This window comes from Streptomyces sp. NPDC001002 (assembly GCF_053599215.1).
In genome coordinates, this window is the sequence record NZ_JBSFLV010000003.1 from 100,638 (window position 1) to 116,568 (window position 15,931).

Sequence of the window (15,931 nt, forward strand, 5' to 3'; positions counted from 1 at the left end):
CGCCGAGCCGCTGGAGGAATACCGCATGGCCCTCAACCGCGAAGAGCGCGAACAGTTCCTGGCCGAGCCGCATGTCGCCGCGCTGGCGGTGGACGGGGGAGCCGGGCGGGCGCCCCTCACCGTGCCGATCTGGTACCAGTACGAGTCCGACGGCACCGTCTGGATCATGACGGCGCTCAACTCCCGTAAGAACGAGCTGATTCAGGCGGCGGGGCGTTTCTCCCTGATGATCGACCGGCTCGAACCCACGATCCGGTACGTGTCGGTGGAGGGTCCGGTGATCGCGACCGAGCCCGCCACGATCGACCAGCTGCGGGAGATCAGCGCGCGCTATCTGCCCGCCGACAAGGTCGACGGCTACGTCGAGTTCGCCGCGAAGAACCACGGCGACCAGGTGCTCGTCCGGATGCGGCCGGAGCGGTGGCTGTCGTCGGACCTCGGATCGGTCTGACACCGGCGTCCGTTCGCCGCCGGGGTCGGTCCGACACGGTGATCCGCGGGACAATCGCCGTATGGGAACGGATCTTCACGAGCTGCTGAGGTCACTGCGGGTGTGGGACCCGGAGGTCACCTCGCTGCCGCCCTTCGACCCGGCGACGGCCCCCGCGACCCCGCTCGCCCTCTTCACGGCGTGGTTCGCGGAGGCGGTCGCGGCGGGCCAGCCGGAGCCGCACACCATGTCCCTGGCCACCGTGGACACCGCCGGCCACCCGGACGTGCGGATCGTCATGCTGCACGGCGCGGACGAGGACGGCTGGACCTTCGCGACCCACGCCACCAGCCGCAAGGGCACCCACCTGACCGCCCGCCCGTACGCCGCGCTCGCCTTCTACTGGCCCCTGCTGGGCCGCCAGGTCCGCGTCCGCGGCCCGGTGACCGCGGCCCCGTCCCCGGACGCCCAGGCCGACCTCCACGCCCGCTCCACCGGCGCCCTGGCAGCCGCCCTGACCGGCCGCCAGAGCGAAGTCCTGGGCTCACTGGAGGAGTTGGCGAGCGCGTCCCAGGCCGCGTGGGACCAGGCCGAGCGGGAGCCGGACGCCCCGGTGCCGTCCTGGACGCTGTACCGACTGCGGCCGGACACGGTGGAGTTCTTCCAGGGGGACGAGCGGCGACGGCATGTGCGGGTGAACTACCGCCGCGCGGAGGGGACTTGGGAGCGCGAGTTGTTGTGGCCGTAGAGCTCACGCCGTGAAGTCGTACACCTCGAAGTCGGCCACCGGCCGGTACCCGATCCGCTGGTAGAGCGCGTTGCTCGTCGGGTTGGCCAGGTCCGTGAAGAGCAACACCTCGTCGGCGCCCCGCGCCCGCACGGTCCGGCTGATCTCCGCGGTGACGGCACCGGCGTAACCCCGGCCGCGCAGATGGGCCGGGGTGTACACGGGCGCCACCCGGATCTGGCCGGCGACGAGGGGGGTGTGGCCCGCCATGGCGAGGGGGGTGCCGTCGAGGGCCTCCCAGAGTGTGACGCCGTCGTAGGCGAGGCGTGTGTCGACCCAGGCGCCGGGGTCCTGGCCGCCCCGGTGTCCGACGGCCTCGGTGAACTCGCCGTACCAGCGCGCCAGTAGCTCACGGTCCCGCTCGCCGGCGACCCTCGGTCGTCCCTCCGGCACGGGCTCGGGCACTGTCAGCGTGCCGAGCCGGTACAGCCGGTGCCGCTCGTGCAGCAGGGCCGTCGCGCCCGTGTGCCGCCGCCAGGCCTCGACGAAGGCGGCGGCGCTGTCGCGTTCCGCGCCGACACCGGGGACCGGGCGGCCAAGCCCGACGAGGTGCACGGCGAGCGAGTCGGCCTCCTCGGCGGTGAGGCGGGTGACGCGCAGCGGGTGGGGCGGGGTCTGGAAATAGGCCACGCGCACGGTCCCGTCCCGCTCCAGCGCACCGAAGAAGGGGGCCTGACTGCCGTACGCGCGCGGTCCGCGGGTGCGCAGGCCTTCCGTCACGGTCAGGACGAGGGTGTGCAGGTCGGGGCGCGAGCGCAGGAAGTCCCCGGCATGGGAGAGGAAGGCGTCGAGGTCGTCGGTGGAGTGCCAGTCTTCGGGCCGCATGCCTCATGATCCTGCGGGCGGGCGGCCCCCACCTCCGAATTAGGGTCCCTGGAGATCCGTCGCCAACCGCCCGTGCAGATGGTTGTCCCGGAACGCGTCGTGCCGGCCCGCCTCGAACATCGCGCCGCGCAGGGTGCCCTCGTAGCGGAAGCCGCAGCGTTCGGCGATGTGGCAGGAGGCGTCGTGGCCGAGGGCGTGGCCCAGGTCGAGGCGGTGCAGGCCTAGGTCGGTCAGCGCCCAGTGGGCGACGAGACGCAGGGCACGGGTGGCGACGCCCTGGCCGCGGGCCTCGGGCAGTACCCAGTAGCCGACGTGGCCGTTGCTGAAGATGTGGCTGATGGAGTTGACGCTGATGTGCCCCAGCGTCGTACCGCTCGACTCGTCGGTGATGCAGTACGACGCTGTCGTGCCCTCCGTCTGCTGCCGGACCCGGTCGCGCAGCACCGTGCGGGCGCCGTCCAGGTCGGTGATCAGCGTGAGGGGTGTGTTCCAGCGCTGGAAGTCCGGGTCCGTGACCCCGCGCAGCCAGTCCTCGGCGTCGGCGTCCGAGTCCGCGTCCCACGGGCGTAGGAGAAGGCCTTGACCTCGCAGGTCGGGGAAAGGGAAGGCGGACGGGGACGGGGACGGAGAGTCGGCTGGGTCTGTCACGTGGTGGGCGTCTGCGTGGGCCATCCGGACATTCAAGCCGTCGGGGCCGTGGCGTGCGGCCTGAATTTCGGGACGCCGTCCGGGAAGGTCGCCGTCAGGGCCATGCCCGCCCGCAGTTCGCCCTCCCCGCACTCCACGATCTCCGTCATCATCCGCGGCCCCTCCTCCAGGTCGACCACGGCGGCGGTGTACGGGGTGCGGGTGGCGAAGGGCGGGAGGTCGTTCCGGTGGACGGTCGACCAGGTGTACAAGGTCGCCCGGCCGGTCGCCGGCTCCCAGGTCACGTCCTCGCTCCAGCAGTGCGGGCAGAACTCGCGGGGGTAGTGGTGGGCGCGGGCGCAGGTCGCGCAGCGGCGGATGAGGAGGCGGCCCTGTGCTGCCGCCTCCCAGTAGGTGCGGGTGAACGCGTCCGGTTCCGGGACGTCGAAGCCGCGCGGGGGCTCGGTCGTCGTCATCCGCCGAACCATCCCAGCGCGCTGTCCACCGACCAGGTCTGCCAGGCCATCCCGAACAGGGCGACCAGGGAGATCAGCGCCATCATCGCGTTCTGCCCCTGCTCGGCCCAGTCGTGGATCATCAGGGTGAAGTAGAGGACGTTGAGGAGCAGGCCGCCGATCAGGGCGACGGGGGTCAGGAAGCCGGCCACCAGGCCGAGGCCCAGGGCGAGTTCGGCGTAGACGACGACGTACGCCATCGTCCGCGGGCGTGGGCGGACGACGACGTCGAAGCCCGAACGGACCGCGTTCCAGCGGTGTTTGGCCGCCACGCCCGCCGCCCACTCGATCCCGGTCCCGCGCTCGAACCAGCCTTTCTTGTCCTTGTGCCGCCAGCTCTCCAGCCACCACAGGCCGAGTCCTATGCGCAGGACCGCGAGCCATTCCGCCCCGCCGAGCCAGATCGTGTCCATGGCATCTGACGGTACGTCAGACATGTGCGGAAGCCGAGGGGAGCGTCGGAAAAACCTGTGAGTCCAGGAGGGGGCTGTGGAGGCCCTATGAGGTCGTCGCAGATTGTTGACGATTTTGTTCGCGCTCGCCTACGTTCGCAAGCGCAAGGCCATGAAGTCAGGCCATGAAGTCGGAGCGGCGAGAGGCAGCAAGGTGAAGCACAGGGCAGTCAAGCGCAGGACAGTGGTCATGGGACTCGGCGCCACCGCCGGTGTCGCGGCGGTCGGCGGCATCGCGCTCAGCGCGAACGCGAGCGACGCGAAGTCCTCGTCGTCATCCTCGTCCTCCTCCTCGGACGCCCTGGTCTTCGACCCGGACGCCTACACGAAGCTGACCAAGACCGTCACGGACACCGACGGCGACGAGCACACGGTCGTCTACCACTTCTGGAAGGCGATCACGTACGTCGCCAGCCCGGTGGACGCCACCTACCAGTCGCTCGTCGTCAGCGCCCCGGTCGAGATCGACGGCGAGACGGTCGATCCCGCAAACGCCCCGATTCTGCTCGCGAACTCCATCGGCGGCTATCTGCCCGCCTCCGTGGCGGACGCGACCGAAGTCGGCGGCGGGGGTTCGGCGATGGGCGGGGGCGGCGCGGCACCCAGCGGCGCGCCCAGTTCGTCGGCTTCCGCGAGCGCCTCGGCGCCCGGCGCCAACGGCAACACCAACGCCACCGGCGGCGCGACCTCCAGCAACCAACTCCTCGCGCTGGCCGCCGGTTACGTCGTGATCGAGCCCGGCGCCCGCGGCCGTACCCTCAAGAACTCCAGCGGCGAGTACTACGGCACCGCCCCCGCCGCGATCGTCGACCTCAAGGCCGCGGTCCGGTACGTGCGGGCCAACAAGGGGCGCATCCCCGGCAACGTCGAGCGGATCGTCTCCGCCGGTACGAGCGCCGGTGGGGCCCTGTCCTCGCTGCTCGGCGCGTCCGGTGACAGCCCGATCTACGACAAGTACCTCAAGGAGCTCGGCGCGGCCGACGCCTCCGACGCGATCTTCGCGACCGGCGCCTGGTGCCCGATCACCGACCTGGAGCACGCCGACGGCTCCTACGAGTGGAACTGGGGCACCAACGACCTCAGCACCGGCAAGCAGGTCGACCAGACGGTGTCCAAGGCGCTGAAGGCCCAATTCGCCAAGTACCAGGCCTCGTTGAAGCTGCGCGGCCTCGGCGGCTTCGGGCCGCTGAACGCCCGCAACCTCGACGAGTACCTGGTCGAGCAGTACCTGGAGCCGTCGGCGACCACCTACCTCGCGGCCCTGTCCGACTCGGCCCGCGAGACCTATCTCGCCGCCAACACCTTCATCACCTGGGCCGGCGGCAAGGCGACCTTCACCTGGGCCGACTTCCTCACCCATGTCGGCGCGCGCAAGAAGGACGCCCCGGCCTTCGACGCCTTCGACCTGTCGGCCGGCGAGAACAACGAGTTCGGCGCGGGCACCACCCTCGCGCGGCACTTCACGGCGTACGGCGCGAAGAACGACTCGACGGGCCTGAGCAGCAAGCGGGTCGCGAGCGACATCCCCGAGCTGCTGCACCTCATGAACCCGATGTACCACCTGGTGGAGAAGGTCAACTCCAAGCGCTCCAAGCACTGGTGGATCCGCCTCGGCACCAAGGACTCGGACACCTCACTGACGGTCTCCGCGAACCTGGCCGCCCGCCTGGACAACCTCGGCGACGACGTGAACCACCTCTACTACTGGGACGAGGGCCACGGCGCGAACACCGACCCCGGCGACTTCATCAAGTGGATCGCCCAGGTGACGGGGCACCGGGGCGCGAAGAAGTAGCCCTTCCGCGCTCCGTCTCCCCCGCTCCGCCTCCCCTAGTACTCTCCCGATGGGGGTGGTGCACAAGTGGAGGAACTGCGGGTGTCGGTCACGGCGACGAGCGATCGCTTCGCCGTCGATGACGACAGATGGCTGTCCCAAGTACGGCTGCTGCACGAGGACTTGGGGCGGGAGACTCCGTTGGTGACCGGGCGGCCGGTGGCGGTCCGGCCCGGCACCAAGGGCGGCTGGCTGCCGGACGTGGCCGTGCTGCTCAGCCCGGCCGTGGTCGCCGGTGTGGTGGCGGTGGTGAAGGCCTGGCTGGTGCGCGACCGCGACCGCACGGTCCACCTCGCCTGGGAAGTGAACGGTCGGAAGGGCGAGTTCACGGCGACGGCGTCCACCGCGGACAACGCCACGTTGCAGGCGGCACTGGAGCACGGTTTGCGGGCCGCGGCGGGGACGGATGCGGGGGCGGTGGCCGAGTCGGCGGAGCCCGGCGCGTCAGGGGGCTCGGAGCCGGACGGCACCTCCGTTGGCTGAGGCCCCCGTCGCGTACCGCGCCCTGCTGATCGGCAACGCCGAGTTCCCCGACGAACCGGCACTGGAGCGGCTGCGCGGCCCGGCGAACGACCTCGCGGAACTGCGTACCGCGCTCACCGACCCGGAGATCGGACTCCCCTGGGAGGTGACCTCGGTACTGAACGGCACCGCCCAGCAGGTCCAGGAGGCGCTGTTCACCTTCTTCCACCGGGCCACCGCACGCGAGCAGTTGCTCCTCTACTACAGCGGCCACGGCCGACTCGACCTGCACAACCGGCTGCACCTGTGCACCCAGGACACCACCCTCGACTGGCTGCGCACCCGCGCGGTCCGGCAGTCGTACGTCAACGAGCTGATGGACGACTGCGCGGCCCGCGCGATCGTCGTCGTCCTGGACTGCTGCTTCAGCGGACGGGCGGCCACGGCCAAGGGGGGTGAGGCGGCGGCCCGGTTCGCCGGGCGGGGGCGCTTCGTGATGACGGGGTGCGGGTTGCTGGAGACGGCGGCGGACGCGTCCGGGGAGGACGAACCGAGCCCGTTCACCGCCGCGTTGGTGGCGGGGTTGCGGCACGGGGCGACGGGCGCGGACGGGTACGTGACGGTCGAGGACGTCTATCGGTACGTGGACGACCGTATGCGTGGGTCTGGTCAGCACCCGGAGATGAAGACGGAGGGGCGGGCGGGGCATGTGGCGCTCGCGCGGCGGGCGGGGGCGGTCGAGCGGACGCCGGCTGAGCAGACGTATGGGCGGCCTCCCGCCCTGGATCTGCGCCCCGTGTTCACGAACCCCCACGGCGTGAGCGAACGTCCGTCGGTCGAGGCCCACTTCAGCGGGGTGCTGCACGTCCTGCTGACCGAACCGGCGGGGACTCTCACCGTCCACCGGGACGAACCGGCTCAGGGTTGGTGGTTCGCCGAGGAGCGGCTCAGGATCCGTCGGATGCAGGTCCGGCCGGTTGCTTCGGTGACACCGGCCGGGGACGTGCGGTTCTCCCTGCCCGACGGTGCGGGAACAGTGGTCTGGTCGGCACGGCAGCTGGCCGACTTCGAGCGTGCGCGGACCGCCGGGAACTGGCCCACCGCGGTGCGGCCCACCAGGACCGAGCACACCCACGCCGTCCTCAAGTCCCGTGACCGCGTCTACCGCAGGCTCACGCGCGAGGCGTGGTACGTGCTGACCGCACTGCTCGGCTGCGCGGTGTCGGTGGGCCTGTTCGGGTGGCTGCTGACCGCGGGCGGGAACGGTGTGTGGCGGGCCACCGCGTTGGCCGTCCTGTTCATCCTCGCGTTCGTCTCCCTGCCACTCCTGATCGCCTCCGCCGACGTCGCCTGGATCTTCCTCCGCCTGCGCCGGTTCCTCCGGCTCCCCGCGCTGCCGATCACCCCCATGCTGCTGAAGGTCCATGACCCGCCCCCGATCACGGGCGAGGACGACAACGGACCGGTGACCGTCCATGTGAAGCCGAGCACCGTGCTCTGGTCCGAGGACTTGAGCCTGGCGTTCCCGCACTCCTTCTACGCCGACCGCGTCAAAAGGGGAGACCCGCCCTTCAGCACGAAGTCCCCGACCCCCGTCGAGGTCATCGGCCTCCCCGCCCCCGGCCAATGGGTGGTCGTCCGCACCCCCGACGGCCTCCTCTGGCCGAGCGGTCGCGCCAAGCCCTGCCCCGCCCCCACCCTCGCCGCCGTGACCGGCCGCCCCTAGCCGACTGTCCTACGCCACAAATCCCACCCACTCCTCCTACACCCGTGATCAATCCGCAACCAATTCCCCTCTTGACCGAGACCCATCAACGGGGCGTGTGATTACGCTCGCGCTCATGGCCGACTCCACAGCGTCCGCACAAGCCGCCGCGCCCACGCACACGAACCGCCCCGTATACGTCATCGGGGGCGGACCCGGCGGCCTGGCGGTCGCGTACGCGTTGCGCGCGCGGGGCATGCGCGCGGTCGTCCTGGAGAAGTCCGACCGGGTCGGCGCGTCCTGGCGGCGGCACTACGACCGGCTGCACCTGCACACCACCCGGCGCCTGTCGTCGCTGCCGGGGCTGAAGATGCCGCGCCGGTTCGGGCGGTGGGTCTCGCGGGACGACGTGGTGCGGTACCTGGAGAAGTACGCCGAGCACCACGAGCTGGAGATCGTCACCGGCGTGGAGGTGTCCCGCGTCGAGCGTTCCGCGGACGGCGACGGCTGGCTGCTGCACGCCACCGGCGGCCGCGAACTGACCGGCGCCGCCGTGGTCGTCGCCACCGGCTACAACCACACCCCGAACATCCCGGACTGGCCCGGCCTCGACACGTACAAGGGCGATTTCCGGCACGCGGGCGCGTACCGCAACGCCGAGCCGTACGCCGACCGTGACGTCCTGGTCGTCGGTGTCGGCAACACCGGCGCCGAGATCGCCGTGGACCTGGTCGAGGGCGGGGCCGCGCGCGTGCGGCTCGCCGTGCGCACCACCCCGCACATCGTGCGCCGCTCGACGGCCGGCTGGGCCGCCCAGTACACGAGCGTTCTCGTACGACGGCTGCCGGTCCGCCTGGTCGACCGGCTGGCCCGGCCGATGGCGAAGCTCGCCGTCCCGGACCTGTCCGCGCAGGGGCTGCCCAGACCGGACACCGGGCTCTACACCCGGGTCAAGGAGGGCTCCGTGCCGATCCTGGACGTCGGTCTGATCGACGCCGTACGCAAGGGCAGGGTCGAGATCGTGGCCGCCGTCGCCGGTTTCGAGGACGGCAAGGTCGTGCTCGCCGACGGGAGCCTGCTCTCGCCGGACGCGATCGTCGCGGCCACCGGTTACGCCCGCGGCCTCGAAGACCTCGTGGGCCATCTCGACGTACTGGACGAGCGCGGCAAGCCCGTCGCGCACGGCTCGCGCACCCCGAGCCAGGCGCCCGGCCTGTACTTCACCGGCTTCACGAACCCCATCAGCGGCATGTTCCGTGAGATGGCCATCGACGCGGAGAAGATCGCGAAGGCGGTCGTGAAGGACCGGCAGCGCCGCCGCGGGTAGCGCCTCTTCCAACTCCCCCACCTGCGCCTCCTGTTACGTCCGAGACGGATGTGGCCAAGGAGCTGTACCGCGCCCTGACATGGGTCCAGAATGTGAGCGCTGCTCAGCTTTTCGCGCCCGTTCCCCCACCCGGTGCGCATCTTTCAGCTTCGCTCACCTCTCGCTCATCGACGGAGGACGCACGTGGCACGTGAAAGACAGCTCTCGCTCTCCCGACGCTCCCTGATCGGCGGCGCGGCCGCCACCGCCGGAGCCGTCGCCCTCACCGGCACCGCCGCGGGACCGGCCGCCGCCGCCTCCCGTGACGTGGACGTCGCCATCGTCGGCGGCGGGCTCGCGGGGCTGACGACGGCCCGCGACCTGGTGGCCGCCGGCAAGACCGTGGCCGTCCTGGAGGCCCGGGACCGCGTCGGCGGCCGGGTGGTGAACCTGGCGCTGGCGAACGGCGGGGTCACCGAGGGCGGCGGCGAGTTCATCGGCCCCACCCAGGACCGCATCAAGGCGCTGGCCGACTCGCTCGGCGTCGCGACCTTCACGACGTACAACACCGGCAAGAACCTGCTCTACAAGGACGGCAAGAAGACGCCGTACGCCACCGACGGCCTCCTCGGCTCGGTCCCGCCGATCGACGTGGCGGGCCTGGCCAACGCCGCGATCGTGCAGGCGTCTTTGGACGACATGGCCAAGCAGGTGCCGGTCAACGCGCCCTGGACCGCGGCGAAGGCCGCCGAGTGGGACAAGCAGACCTTCGAGAGCTGGCTGAACGCCAACGCGATCGTGCCGTCGGCGAAGTTCCTGCTGGACGTGGCCACCACGTCCATCTTCTCGGCCCAACCCCGCGAACTCTCCCTGCTCTTCGTGCTGTTCTACATCGCCGCCGCAGGCAACGAGTCCACCCCCGGCACCCTGGAGCGCCTCACCGACACCGCGAACGGCGCCCAGGAGTCCCGCTTCGTCGGCGGCTCCCAGCAGGTGCCGATCAAGCTCGCGGCCACCCTCGGCGACCGCGTGGTGCTGAGCGCGCCGGTGCGCTCGATCACGAAGTCCGGCGCCAAGTACGTGGTGACGGCGGACGGCGTGACGGTGACGGCGAAGAAGGTCGTGGTCGCGGTGCCGCCCCCGCTGGCCGGCCGCATCACCTTCGACCCCCTCCTCCCCGCCGCCCGCGACCAGTTGGGCCAACGCCTCCCGATGGGCTCCATCGGCAAGGCCATCGCCGTCTACGACACCCCGTTCTGGCGCGCCGACGGCCTCAACGGCCAGGTCGTCAGCGACACCGGCGCCGTCCGCTCCACCTTCGACAACTCCCCGCCGGACGCCTCCTACGGCGCCCTGATGGGCTTCATCGAGGCGGACGAGATGCGCGAGTACGACGCCGCGTCGGTCGCCGACGTGAAGGCGGCCGTCCTCAAGGACTACGCCACGTACTTCGGCGACAAGGCCAAGACCCCGACCTCCTTCGTCCTCCAACGCTGGGACAACGAGGGCTTCACCCGAGGCGGCCCGGTCGCGTACGCCCCACCGGGCGTCCTCACCGAGTACGGCACGGCTCTGCGGACGCCGGTGGACGGCATCCACTGGGCCGGCACGGAGACGTCGACGTACTGGAACGGGTTCATGGACGGGGCGGTGCGCTCCGGGGAGCGGGCGGCTAAGGAGGTGCTCGCGGCGCTGTGAGTCGGCATGCCTGCCTCGGCGGGAGTCGTCGCGTGACCCGGTCACGTGAGCCGTCGCGAGAGCCTTCGGAGGCGCTGACCCACACCACTTAGTTCAACTTTGCACGCACGCCCGTTCCTGACACCGCGTCAGTTCAGTAATCTGACAGTGCGTCAGTTATTTTGGCTGTCTCACAGGAGCGGGCGGACGATGCTTGGATCAACCCACGGCACTCTCACCACCGACTCCCGCCGGGCCCGGGTCATCGCCTGCGGCGAGCAACCCGCGCCTGCCGTGCACGGCAGGCCCGCCGAGGTGGACGACCTCGATGTCGGCGGACGGCCGCTGTACGCGGGCGTACCCGATCTGGACCGGTTCTTCCGGCCCGAGTCCGTCGCCGTGATCGGCGCCTCGGACGCGGAGGGGCGGCCGAACACCGGTGTCACCCGGCAGTTGGTGGCCTGGGCGGAGCGGGTCGGGGCGCGGCTGCACCCCGTGCATCCCACGCGTACGTCCGTCTTCGGGCTGCCCTGCGTCCCGTCCGTCGCCGATCTGCCCGAACAGGTCGATCTCGCCGTCCTGTTGGTCGCCGAGCCGCTGCCCGTGATCGAGGAACTCGCCGAGGCCAAGGTGAAGTTCGCGGTCGTCTTCGCCTCCGGGTTCGCGGAGACCGGCGCGGAGGGGGCGGCGGCGCAGGCCCGACTCGCGGCCGCCGTACGGCGGTCTGGGATGCGGCTGCTGGGGCCGAACACCAACCTCAACGCCTTCGAGCAGTTCCGGGACGACCTCGACGGTCCCGCGATCGCGCTGATCACCCAGTCCGGGCACCAGGGGCGGCCCGTCTTCGCGCTCCAGGAGCTCGGCATCCGCCTCTCGCACTGGGCGCCGACCGGCAACGAGGCCGATCTGGAGACCGCCGACTTCCTCTCCTACTTCGCGGAGCGGCCCGAGGTCGGCGCCATCGCCTGTTATGTGGAGGGGCTGAAGGACGGGCGTTCCTTCCTGCTCGCCGCCGACCGGGCGGCCCGGCGCGGGGTCCCGGTCGTCGCCGTCAAGGTCGGCCGCACCGAGACCGGCGCCCGCACGGCCGCCTCCCACACCGGCAAACTGACCGGCGCGGACACGGTGGTGGACGCGGCGATGCGGCAGTTCGGGGTGATCCGGGTCGACGGACTCGACGAACTCCAGGACACCGCAGCCCTGTTGGCCCGCGCCCGTCCACCCCAGGCTGACGGCGTGGTCGTCTACTCCATCTCCGGCGGCACGGGCGCCCACTTCGCCGACCTGGCGACCGGGGCGGGGCTGTCCCTGCCGGTGCTGTCCGAGGCCAAGCAGGCCGAACTGCACCAGTGGATACCGGAGTTCCTGAGCGTGGCCAACCCCGTCGACAACGGCGGCCACCCGGTCGGCGACCATCGCGGCCGCAAAATCATCGACGCGATCCTCGACGACCCGGCGGTCGGGGTTCTGATCTGTCCGATCACCGGCCCGTTCCCGCCGCTCAGCGACCGGCTCGTACGGGACCTGGTGGACGCGGCCGAGCAGACCGACAAGCTGGTCTGCGTGGTCTGGGGCTCCCCCGTCGGCACCGAACCGGCCTACCGCGAGGTGCTGTTGGGCTCCTCCCGGGTCGCCACCTTCCGCACGGTCGGCAACTGCGTCACCGCCGTCCGCGCCTACCTCGACCACCACCGCTTCACCGCCCGCTACCGCTCCCCCTTCGACGAGGCCCCCCGCTCCCACTCCCCCTCCTTCCGCAAGGCCCAGGCCCTGATGCGCCCGGGCCAGCAGCTGAGCGAGCACGCGGCCAAGCAACTGCTGCGCGCCTACGGCATCCGCGTGCCGCGCGAGCAACTCGTGACCAGCGCGGCGGCGGCCGTCCGTGCGGCCGGCCTGGTCGGCTACCCGGTGGTGATGAAGGCCTCCGGCGCGCAGATCGCCCACAAGACCGAGCTGGGCCTGGTGAAGATCGGCCTCACCTCGGCCAGCCAAGTACGGGACGCCTACCGCGAGTTGACCGACATCGCCCGCTACGAAGGCGTCTCGCTGGACGGCGTCCTGGTCTGCCAGATGGTCGAGCGGGGCGTCGAGATGTTCGTCGGCGTCACGCACGACGAGCTGTTCGGACCGACGGTCACGGCCGGGCTCGGCGGGGTACTGGTCGAGGTCCTGCACGACGCGGCCGTACGCGTGCCGCCCTTCGGTGAGGAGCAGACCCGGGACATGCTCGCGGAGCTGCGCGGACGGGCCCTGCTCGACGGGGTGCGGGGGCGGCCGCCGGCCGACCTCGACGCGCTCGTCGAGGTGATCCTGCGGGTGCAGCGCATGGCACTCGAACTCGGCGACGATCTCGCGGAGTTGGACATCAACCCGCTGATGGTGCTGCCCCGGGGACAGGGCGCGGTGGCGCTGGACGCGCTGGCGGTGTGCCGATGACCCGGCCGACGAATCAGCCGACGACCGAGCCGCCGCCCGACCTCGTCCACACGGTCGCGGACCACGTCACGTACCTCACCCTCAACCGCCCCGAGGCCCTGAACGCCCTCACCCCGGACCAACGGGACCGGCTGATCGGCCTGTTGGCGGAGGCGTCGGCCGACCCGTCCGTACGGGCGGTGGTCCTCACCGGCACCGGGCGGGGCTTCTGCGCGGGCGCGGACCTGCGGGCAGGCGGGGCGACGACCGGCGAACGGGTGGCGGGAGACGTGGCCCGTACGATCCGCCTCGGCGCCCAACGCCTGATCGCGGCCGTCCTGGACTGCGAGAAGCCGGTGATCGCGGCGGTCAACGGCACGGCGGCGGGCCTGGGCGCGCATCTCGCCCTCGCCTGCGACCTCGTACTGGCCGCGGAGTCGGCAAGGTTCATAGAGGTGTTCGTGCGCCGGGGCCTGGTTCCCGACGGCGGCGGCGCGTACCTGCTGCCGAGGCTGGTGGGGGTGCAGCGGGCGAAGGAACTGATGTTCTTCGGCGACGCACTGAGCGCGCCGGACGCGGAACGCCTGGGACTGGTCAACCGGGTGGTCCCAGACGAGGAGTTGGCGAAGACGGCGCACGAGTGGGCAACCCGTCTCGCCACCGGCCCCACCCGCGCCCTCGCCCTCACCAAACAGCTGGTCAACGCCTCCCTGGACTCCGATCGGGCCACGGCGTTCGCCGCGGAGGCGGCGGCGCAGGAGATCAACATGACGACGGAGGACGCGCGGGAAGGGGTACGGAGCTTCGTGGAGCGCAGGACTCCGGACTACAAGGGCCGCTAGCCCTTTCGCACTGACGAACCGTCAGCTCTAATGGGAACGGTGATGGACTCGTGATGGGACACGCAGGGGCGGCGGCCGCAGCCGTCCGCTACCTCAGGTCGGCCGGGACCCCGGCCGGCGTGGAGGCGCTGCCACGACCGGAGTTGCGGTGCGTCGGCGAGGACGAGCGCGCGCCGCTGGACGCGACCGAATTCCGCCGCGTCCTCGGCCACTTCGCGACGGGCGTCACGGTCATCACCGCAACCGCGACCGCCGCCGCCTCCGCGACCAACACCAACACCGAGACCGGCCCGGCGGGCTTCGCCTGCCAGTCCTTCTCCTCCCTCTCCCTCGACCCGCCCCTGATCGCCTTCATGGTCGGCCGTACGTCCACCACCTGGCCCCGCATCGCCCGCGCCGGCGCCTTCTGCGTCAACGTACTGGCCGCCGACCAGGGCGAGTTGTGCCGCGGCTTCGCGGTACGCGGCGCGGACAAGTTCGCGGGCGTGGCGTACGACACGTCCCCGATCTCCGGCTCACCCCGCCTGACGGGCACCGTCGCGTGGATCGACTGCACGATCCACGCGGTGCACACCGGGGGCGACCACCTGATCGTGGTGGGGCGGGTGGAGGCGCTGGGGACGGGCAGGGACACCGACGTCGAGCCGCTGTTGTTCCACAAGGGGCGCTTCCTCTGAGAGGCCGGCCCTAGGCGACGGCCACCGCCACCCTCACCGGCCTCCGTCGAATCACCAACGCCATCAGCGCCGCCACCGCGCACAGCGCTCCGGAGGCGTACCAGACCATGTCGTAGGAGCCGAAGGCGTCGCGGGCGACTCCGCCGAGGAAGGCGACCAGGGCGGCGCCGACCTGGTGGGAGGCGAGGACCCAGCCGAAGACGATCGCGCTGTCCTCGCCGTACTGCTCGCGGCACAGGGCGACGGTGGGCGGGACGGTGGCGACCCAGTCGAGGCCGTAGAAGACGATGAAGAAGAGCATCGGCGGGTGGACCGAGGGGGCCAGGAGCATGGGGAGGAAGAGGAGCGAGATGCCGCGCAGGGCGTAGTAGACGGCGAGCAGGCGGCGCGGCTCGAAGCGGTCGGTGAACCAGCCGGAGGCGATCGTGCCGACCACGTCGAAGACGCCGATCACCGCGAGCAGCGAGGCCGCCGCCGTGACGGGCATGCCGTGGTCGTGGGCGGCCGGCACGAAGTGGGTCTGGATCAGGCCGTTGGTGGAGGCGCCGCAGATCGCGAAGGTGCCGGCGAGCAGCCAGAAGGTACCGGTGCGGGACGCCGAGAACAGGACGTTGATCGTGCGCCGGGCCGCGCCCTGCACCGGCGCCGGCTTCGGCACGAACTCCGTTGCGCCGTACGGCTTCTGGCCCACGTCGGCCGGGTGGTCGCGCAGCAGCAGCCAGACGAAGGGGACGACCGCGAGGGCGGCGAGGGCGACCGTCACCGCCGCCGGGCGCCAGCTGTGCTTCTCCACGATCCACGACAGCACCGGCAGGAAGATCAGTTGGCCGGAGGCGGACGCGGCGGTGAGGATGCCGGTGACCAGGCCCCGGCGTTCGGTGAACCAGCGGTTGGTGACCGTGGCCGCGAAGGCGAGCGCCATCGAGCCCGAGCCGAGTCCCACCAACAGGCCCCAGCACAGCATGAGTTGCCAGGCCGCCGTCATCCACACGGTCAGCCCGGCGCCGAGCGCGATCACGCTCAGGGCCACGGCGACGACCCGGCGGATGCCGAAGCGGTCCATCAGCGCCGCGGCGAACGGCGCGGTGAGTCCGTACAGCGCGAGGTTCACGGAGACCGCCGCGCCGATCGTGCCGCGCGACCAGCCGAACTCCTGGTGCAGCGGGTCGATGAGCAGGCCGGGGAGCGAACGGAACGCGGCGGCACCGATGATCGTCACGAAGGTGACGGCCGCCACGAACCATGCACGATGGATGCGGTTGCGCTTCTTGATCGGCTTGCCCGGTCGGGTGTCCTCTGCGGCGGCGCCCGCCTCGGTTGTCTGGGTCACGACATACAGCTTCCGGCCTCCGCCCGCTCCGGACGACTGGCCCGAGG

At 71.4% G+C, this 15,931-nt stretch carries 15 protein-coding genes; 10 read left to right on the top strand and 5 right to left on the bottom strand.

The window, feature by feature from the left end:
• Nucleotides 1–25 precede the first annotated feature (25 nt).
• The gene (locus ACWDR3_RS02880; protein ID WP_450350361.1) at nt 26–451 is read left to right on the top strand and encodes a pyridoxamine 5'-phosphate oxidase family protein; all 426 of its coding nucleotides are present in this window, start codon (nt 26–28) and stop codon (nt 449–451) included.
• Nucleotides 452–512: 61 nt separating this feature from the next.
• On the top strand, nt 513–1,178 hold the full coding sequence (locus ACWDR3_RS02885; RefSeq protein ID WP_450350252.1) for a pyridoxine/pyridoxamine 5'-phosphate oxidase: 666 nt from the start codon (nt 513–515) through the stop codon (nt 1,176–1,178).
• A gap of 3 nt (nt 1,179–1,181) precedes the next feature.
• Here ACWDR3_RS02885 and ACWDR3_RS02890 read toward each other — a convergent pair whose 3' ends face one another.
• The 4 genes from ACWDR3_RS02890 to ACWDR3_RS02905 are packed head-to-tail and all read right to left on the bottom strand — an operon-like array spanning nt 1,182 to nt 3,597.
• Complete coding sequence (locus ACWDR3_RS02890) at nt 1,182–2,042, bottom strand: GNAT family N-acetyltransferase (RefSeq protein WP_450350253.1); 861 nt, start codon at nt 2,040–2,042, stop codon at nt 1,182–1,184.
• A 39-nt stretch (nt 2,043–2,081) separates the two neighbouring features.
• Nucleotides 2,082–2,714, bottom strand: coding sequence for a GNAT family N-acetyltransferase (locus tag ACWDR3_RS02895; protein ID WP_450350255.1), 633 nt, complete (start codon nt 2,712–2,714; stop codon nt 2,082–2,084).
• 8 nt (nt 2,715–2,722) lie between these two features.
• Nucleotides 2,723–3,145 (bottom strand): Zn-ribbon domain-containing OB-fold protein, encoded by a 423-nt coding sequence (locus tag ACWDR3_RS02900; RefSeq protein ID WP_450350257.1) that lies wholly within the window; start codon nt 3,143–3,145, stop codon nt 2,723–2,725.
• The gene (locus tag ACWDR3_RS02905; RefSeq protein WP_450350259.1) at nt 3,142–3,597 is read right to left on the bottom strand and encodes a DoxX family protein; all 456 of its coding nucleotides are present in this window, start codon (nt 3,595–3,597) and stop codon (nt 3,142–3,144) included. The genes ACWDR3_RS02900 and ACWDR3_RS02905 overlap by 4 nt, the downstream gene beginning before the upstream one ends.
• Before the next feature lie 229 nt (nt 3,598–3,826).
• Between ACWDR3_RS02905 and ACWDR3_RS02910 the strand changes: the two genes are divergently transcribed.
• From ACWDR3_RS02910 to ACWDR3_RS02945, 8 genes are all read left to right on the top strand, one after another.
• The gene (locus ACWDR3_RS02910) at nt 3,827–5,431 is read left to right on the top strand and encodes a subtype B tannase (protein ID WP_450350260.1); all 1,605 of its coding nucleotides are present in this window, start codon (nt 3,827–3,829) and stop codon (nt 5,429–5,431) included.
• Nucleotides 5,432–5,497: 66 nt separating this feature from the next.
• Nucleotides 5,498–5,953 (top strand): effector-associated constant component EACC1, encoded by a 456-nt coding sequence (locus ACWDR3_RS02915; protein WP_450350261.1) that lies wholly within the window; start codon nt 5,498–5,500, stop codon nt 5,951–5,953.
• Nucleotides 5,946–7,658, top strand: a complete 1,713-nt coding sequence (locus ACWDR3_RS02920) for a caspase family protein (protein WP_450350263.1) — start codon at nt 5,946–5,948, stop codon at nt 7,656–7,658. Before ACWDR3_RS02915 ends, ACWDR3_RS02920 begins: the two co-directional genes overlap by 8 nt.
• A gap of 115 nt (nt 7,659–7,773) precedes the next feature.
• Nucleotides 7,774–8,964 carry a flavin-containing monooxygenase gene (locus ACWDR3_RS02925; RefSeq protein WP_450350264.1) on the top strand — a complete coding sequence of 397 codons (1,191 nt, stop codon included), beginning with the start codon at nt 7,774–7,776 and terminating at the stop codon, nt 8,962–8,964.
• 183 nt (nt 8,965–9,147) lie between these two features.
• Complete coding sequence (locus ACWDR3_RS02930) at nt 9,148–10,641, top strand: flavin monoamine oxidase family protein (protein ID WP_450350265.1); 1,494 nt, start codon at nt 9,148–9,150, stop codon at nt 10,639–10,641.
• A gap of 189 nt (nt 10,642–10,830) precedes the next feature.
• Complete coding sequence (locus tag ACWDR3_RS02935) at nt 10,831–13,056, top strand: acetate--CoA ligase family protein (protein ID WP_450350267.1); 2,226 nt, start codon at nt 10,831–10,833, stop codon at nt 13,054–13,056.
• Nucleotides 13,053–13,877, top strand: coding sequence for an enoyl-CoA hydratase/isomerase family protein (locus ACWDR3_RS02940; protein WP_450350269.1), 825 nt, complete (start codon nt 13,053–13,055; stop codon nt 13,875–13,877). The genes ACWDR3_RS02935 and ACWDR3_RS02940 overlap by 4 nt, the downstream gene beginning before the upstream one ends.
• Before the next feature lie 53 nt (nt 13,878–13,930).
• Nucleotides 13,931–14,554 (top strand): flavin reductase family protein, encoded by a 624-nt coding sequence (locus ACWDR3_RS02945; protein WP_450350271.1) that lies wholly within the window; start codon nt 13,931–13,933, stop codon nt 14,552–14,554.
• A gap of 10 nt (nt 14,555–14,564) precedes the next feature.
• Here the strand turns inward: ACWDR3_RS02945 and ACWDR3_RS02950 are convergent, their stop codons facing one another.
• Nucleotides 14,565–15,884 (bottom strand): MFS transporter, encoded by a 1,320-nt coding sequence (locus ACWDR3_RS02950; RefSeq protein ID WP_450350272.1) that lies wholly within the window; start codon nt 15,882–15,884, stop codon nt 14,565–14,567.
• Nucleotides 15,885–15,931 lie beyond the last annotated feature (47 nt).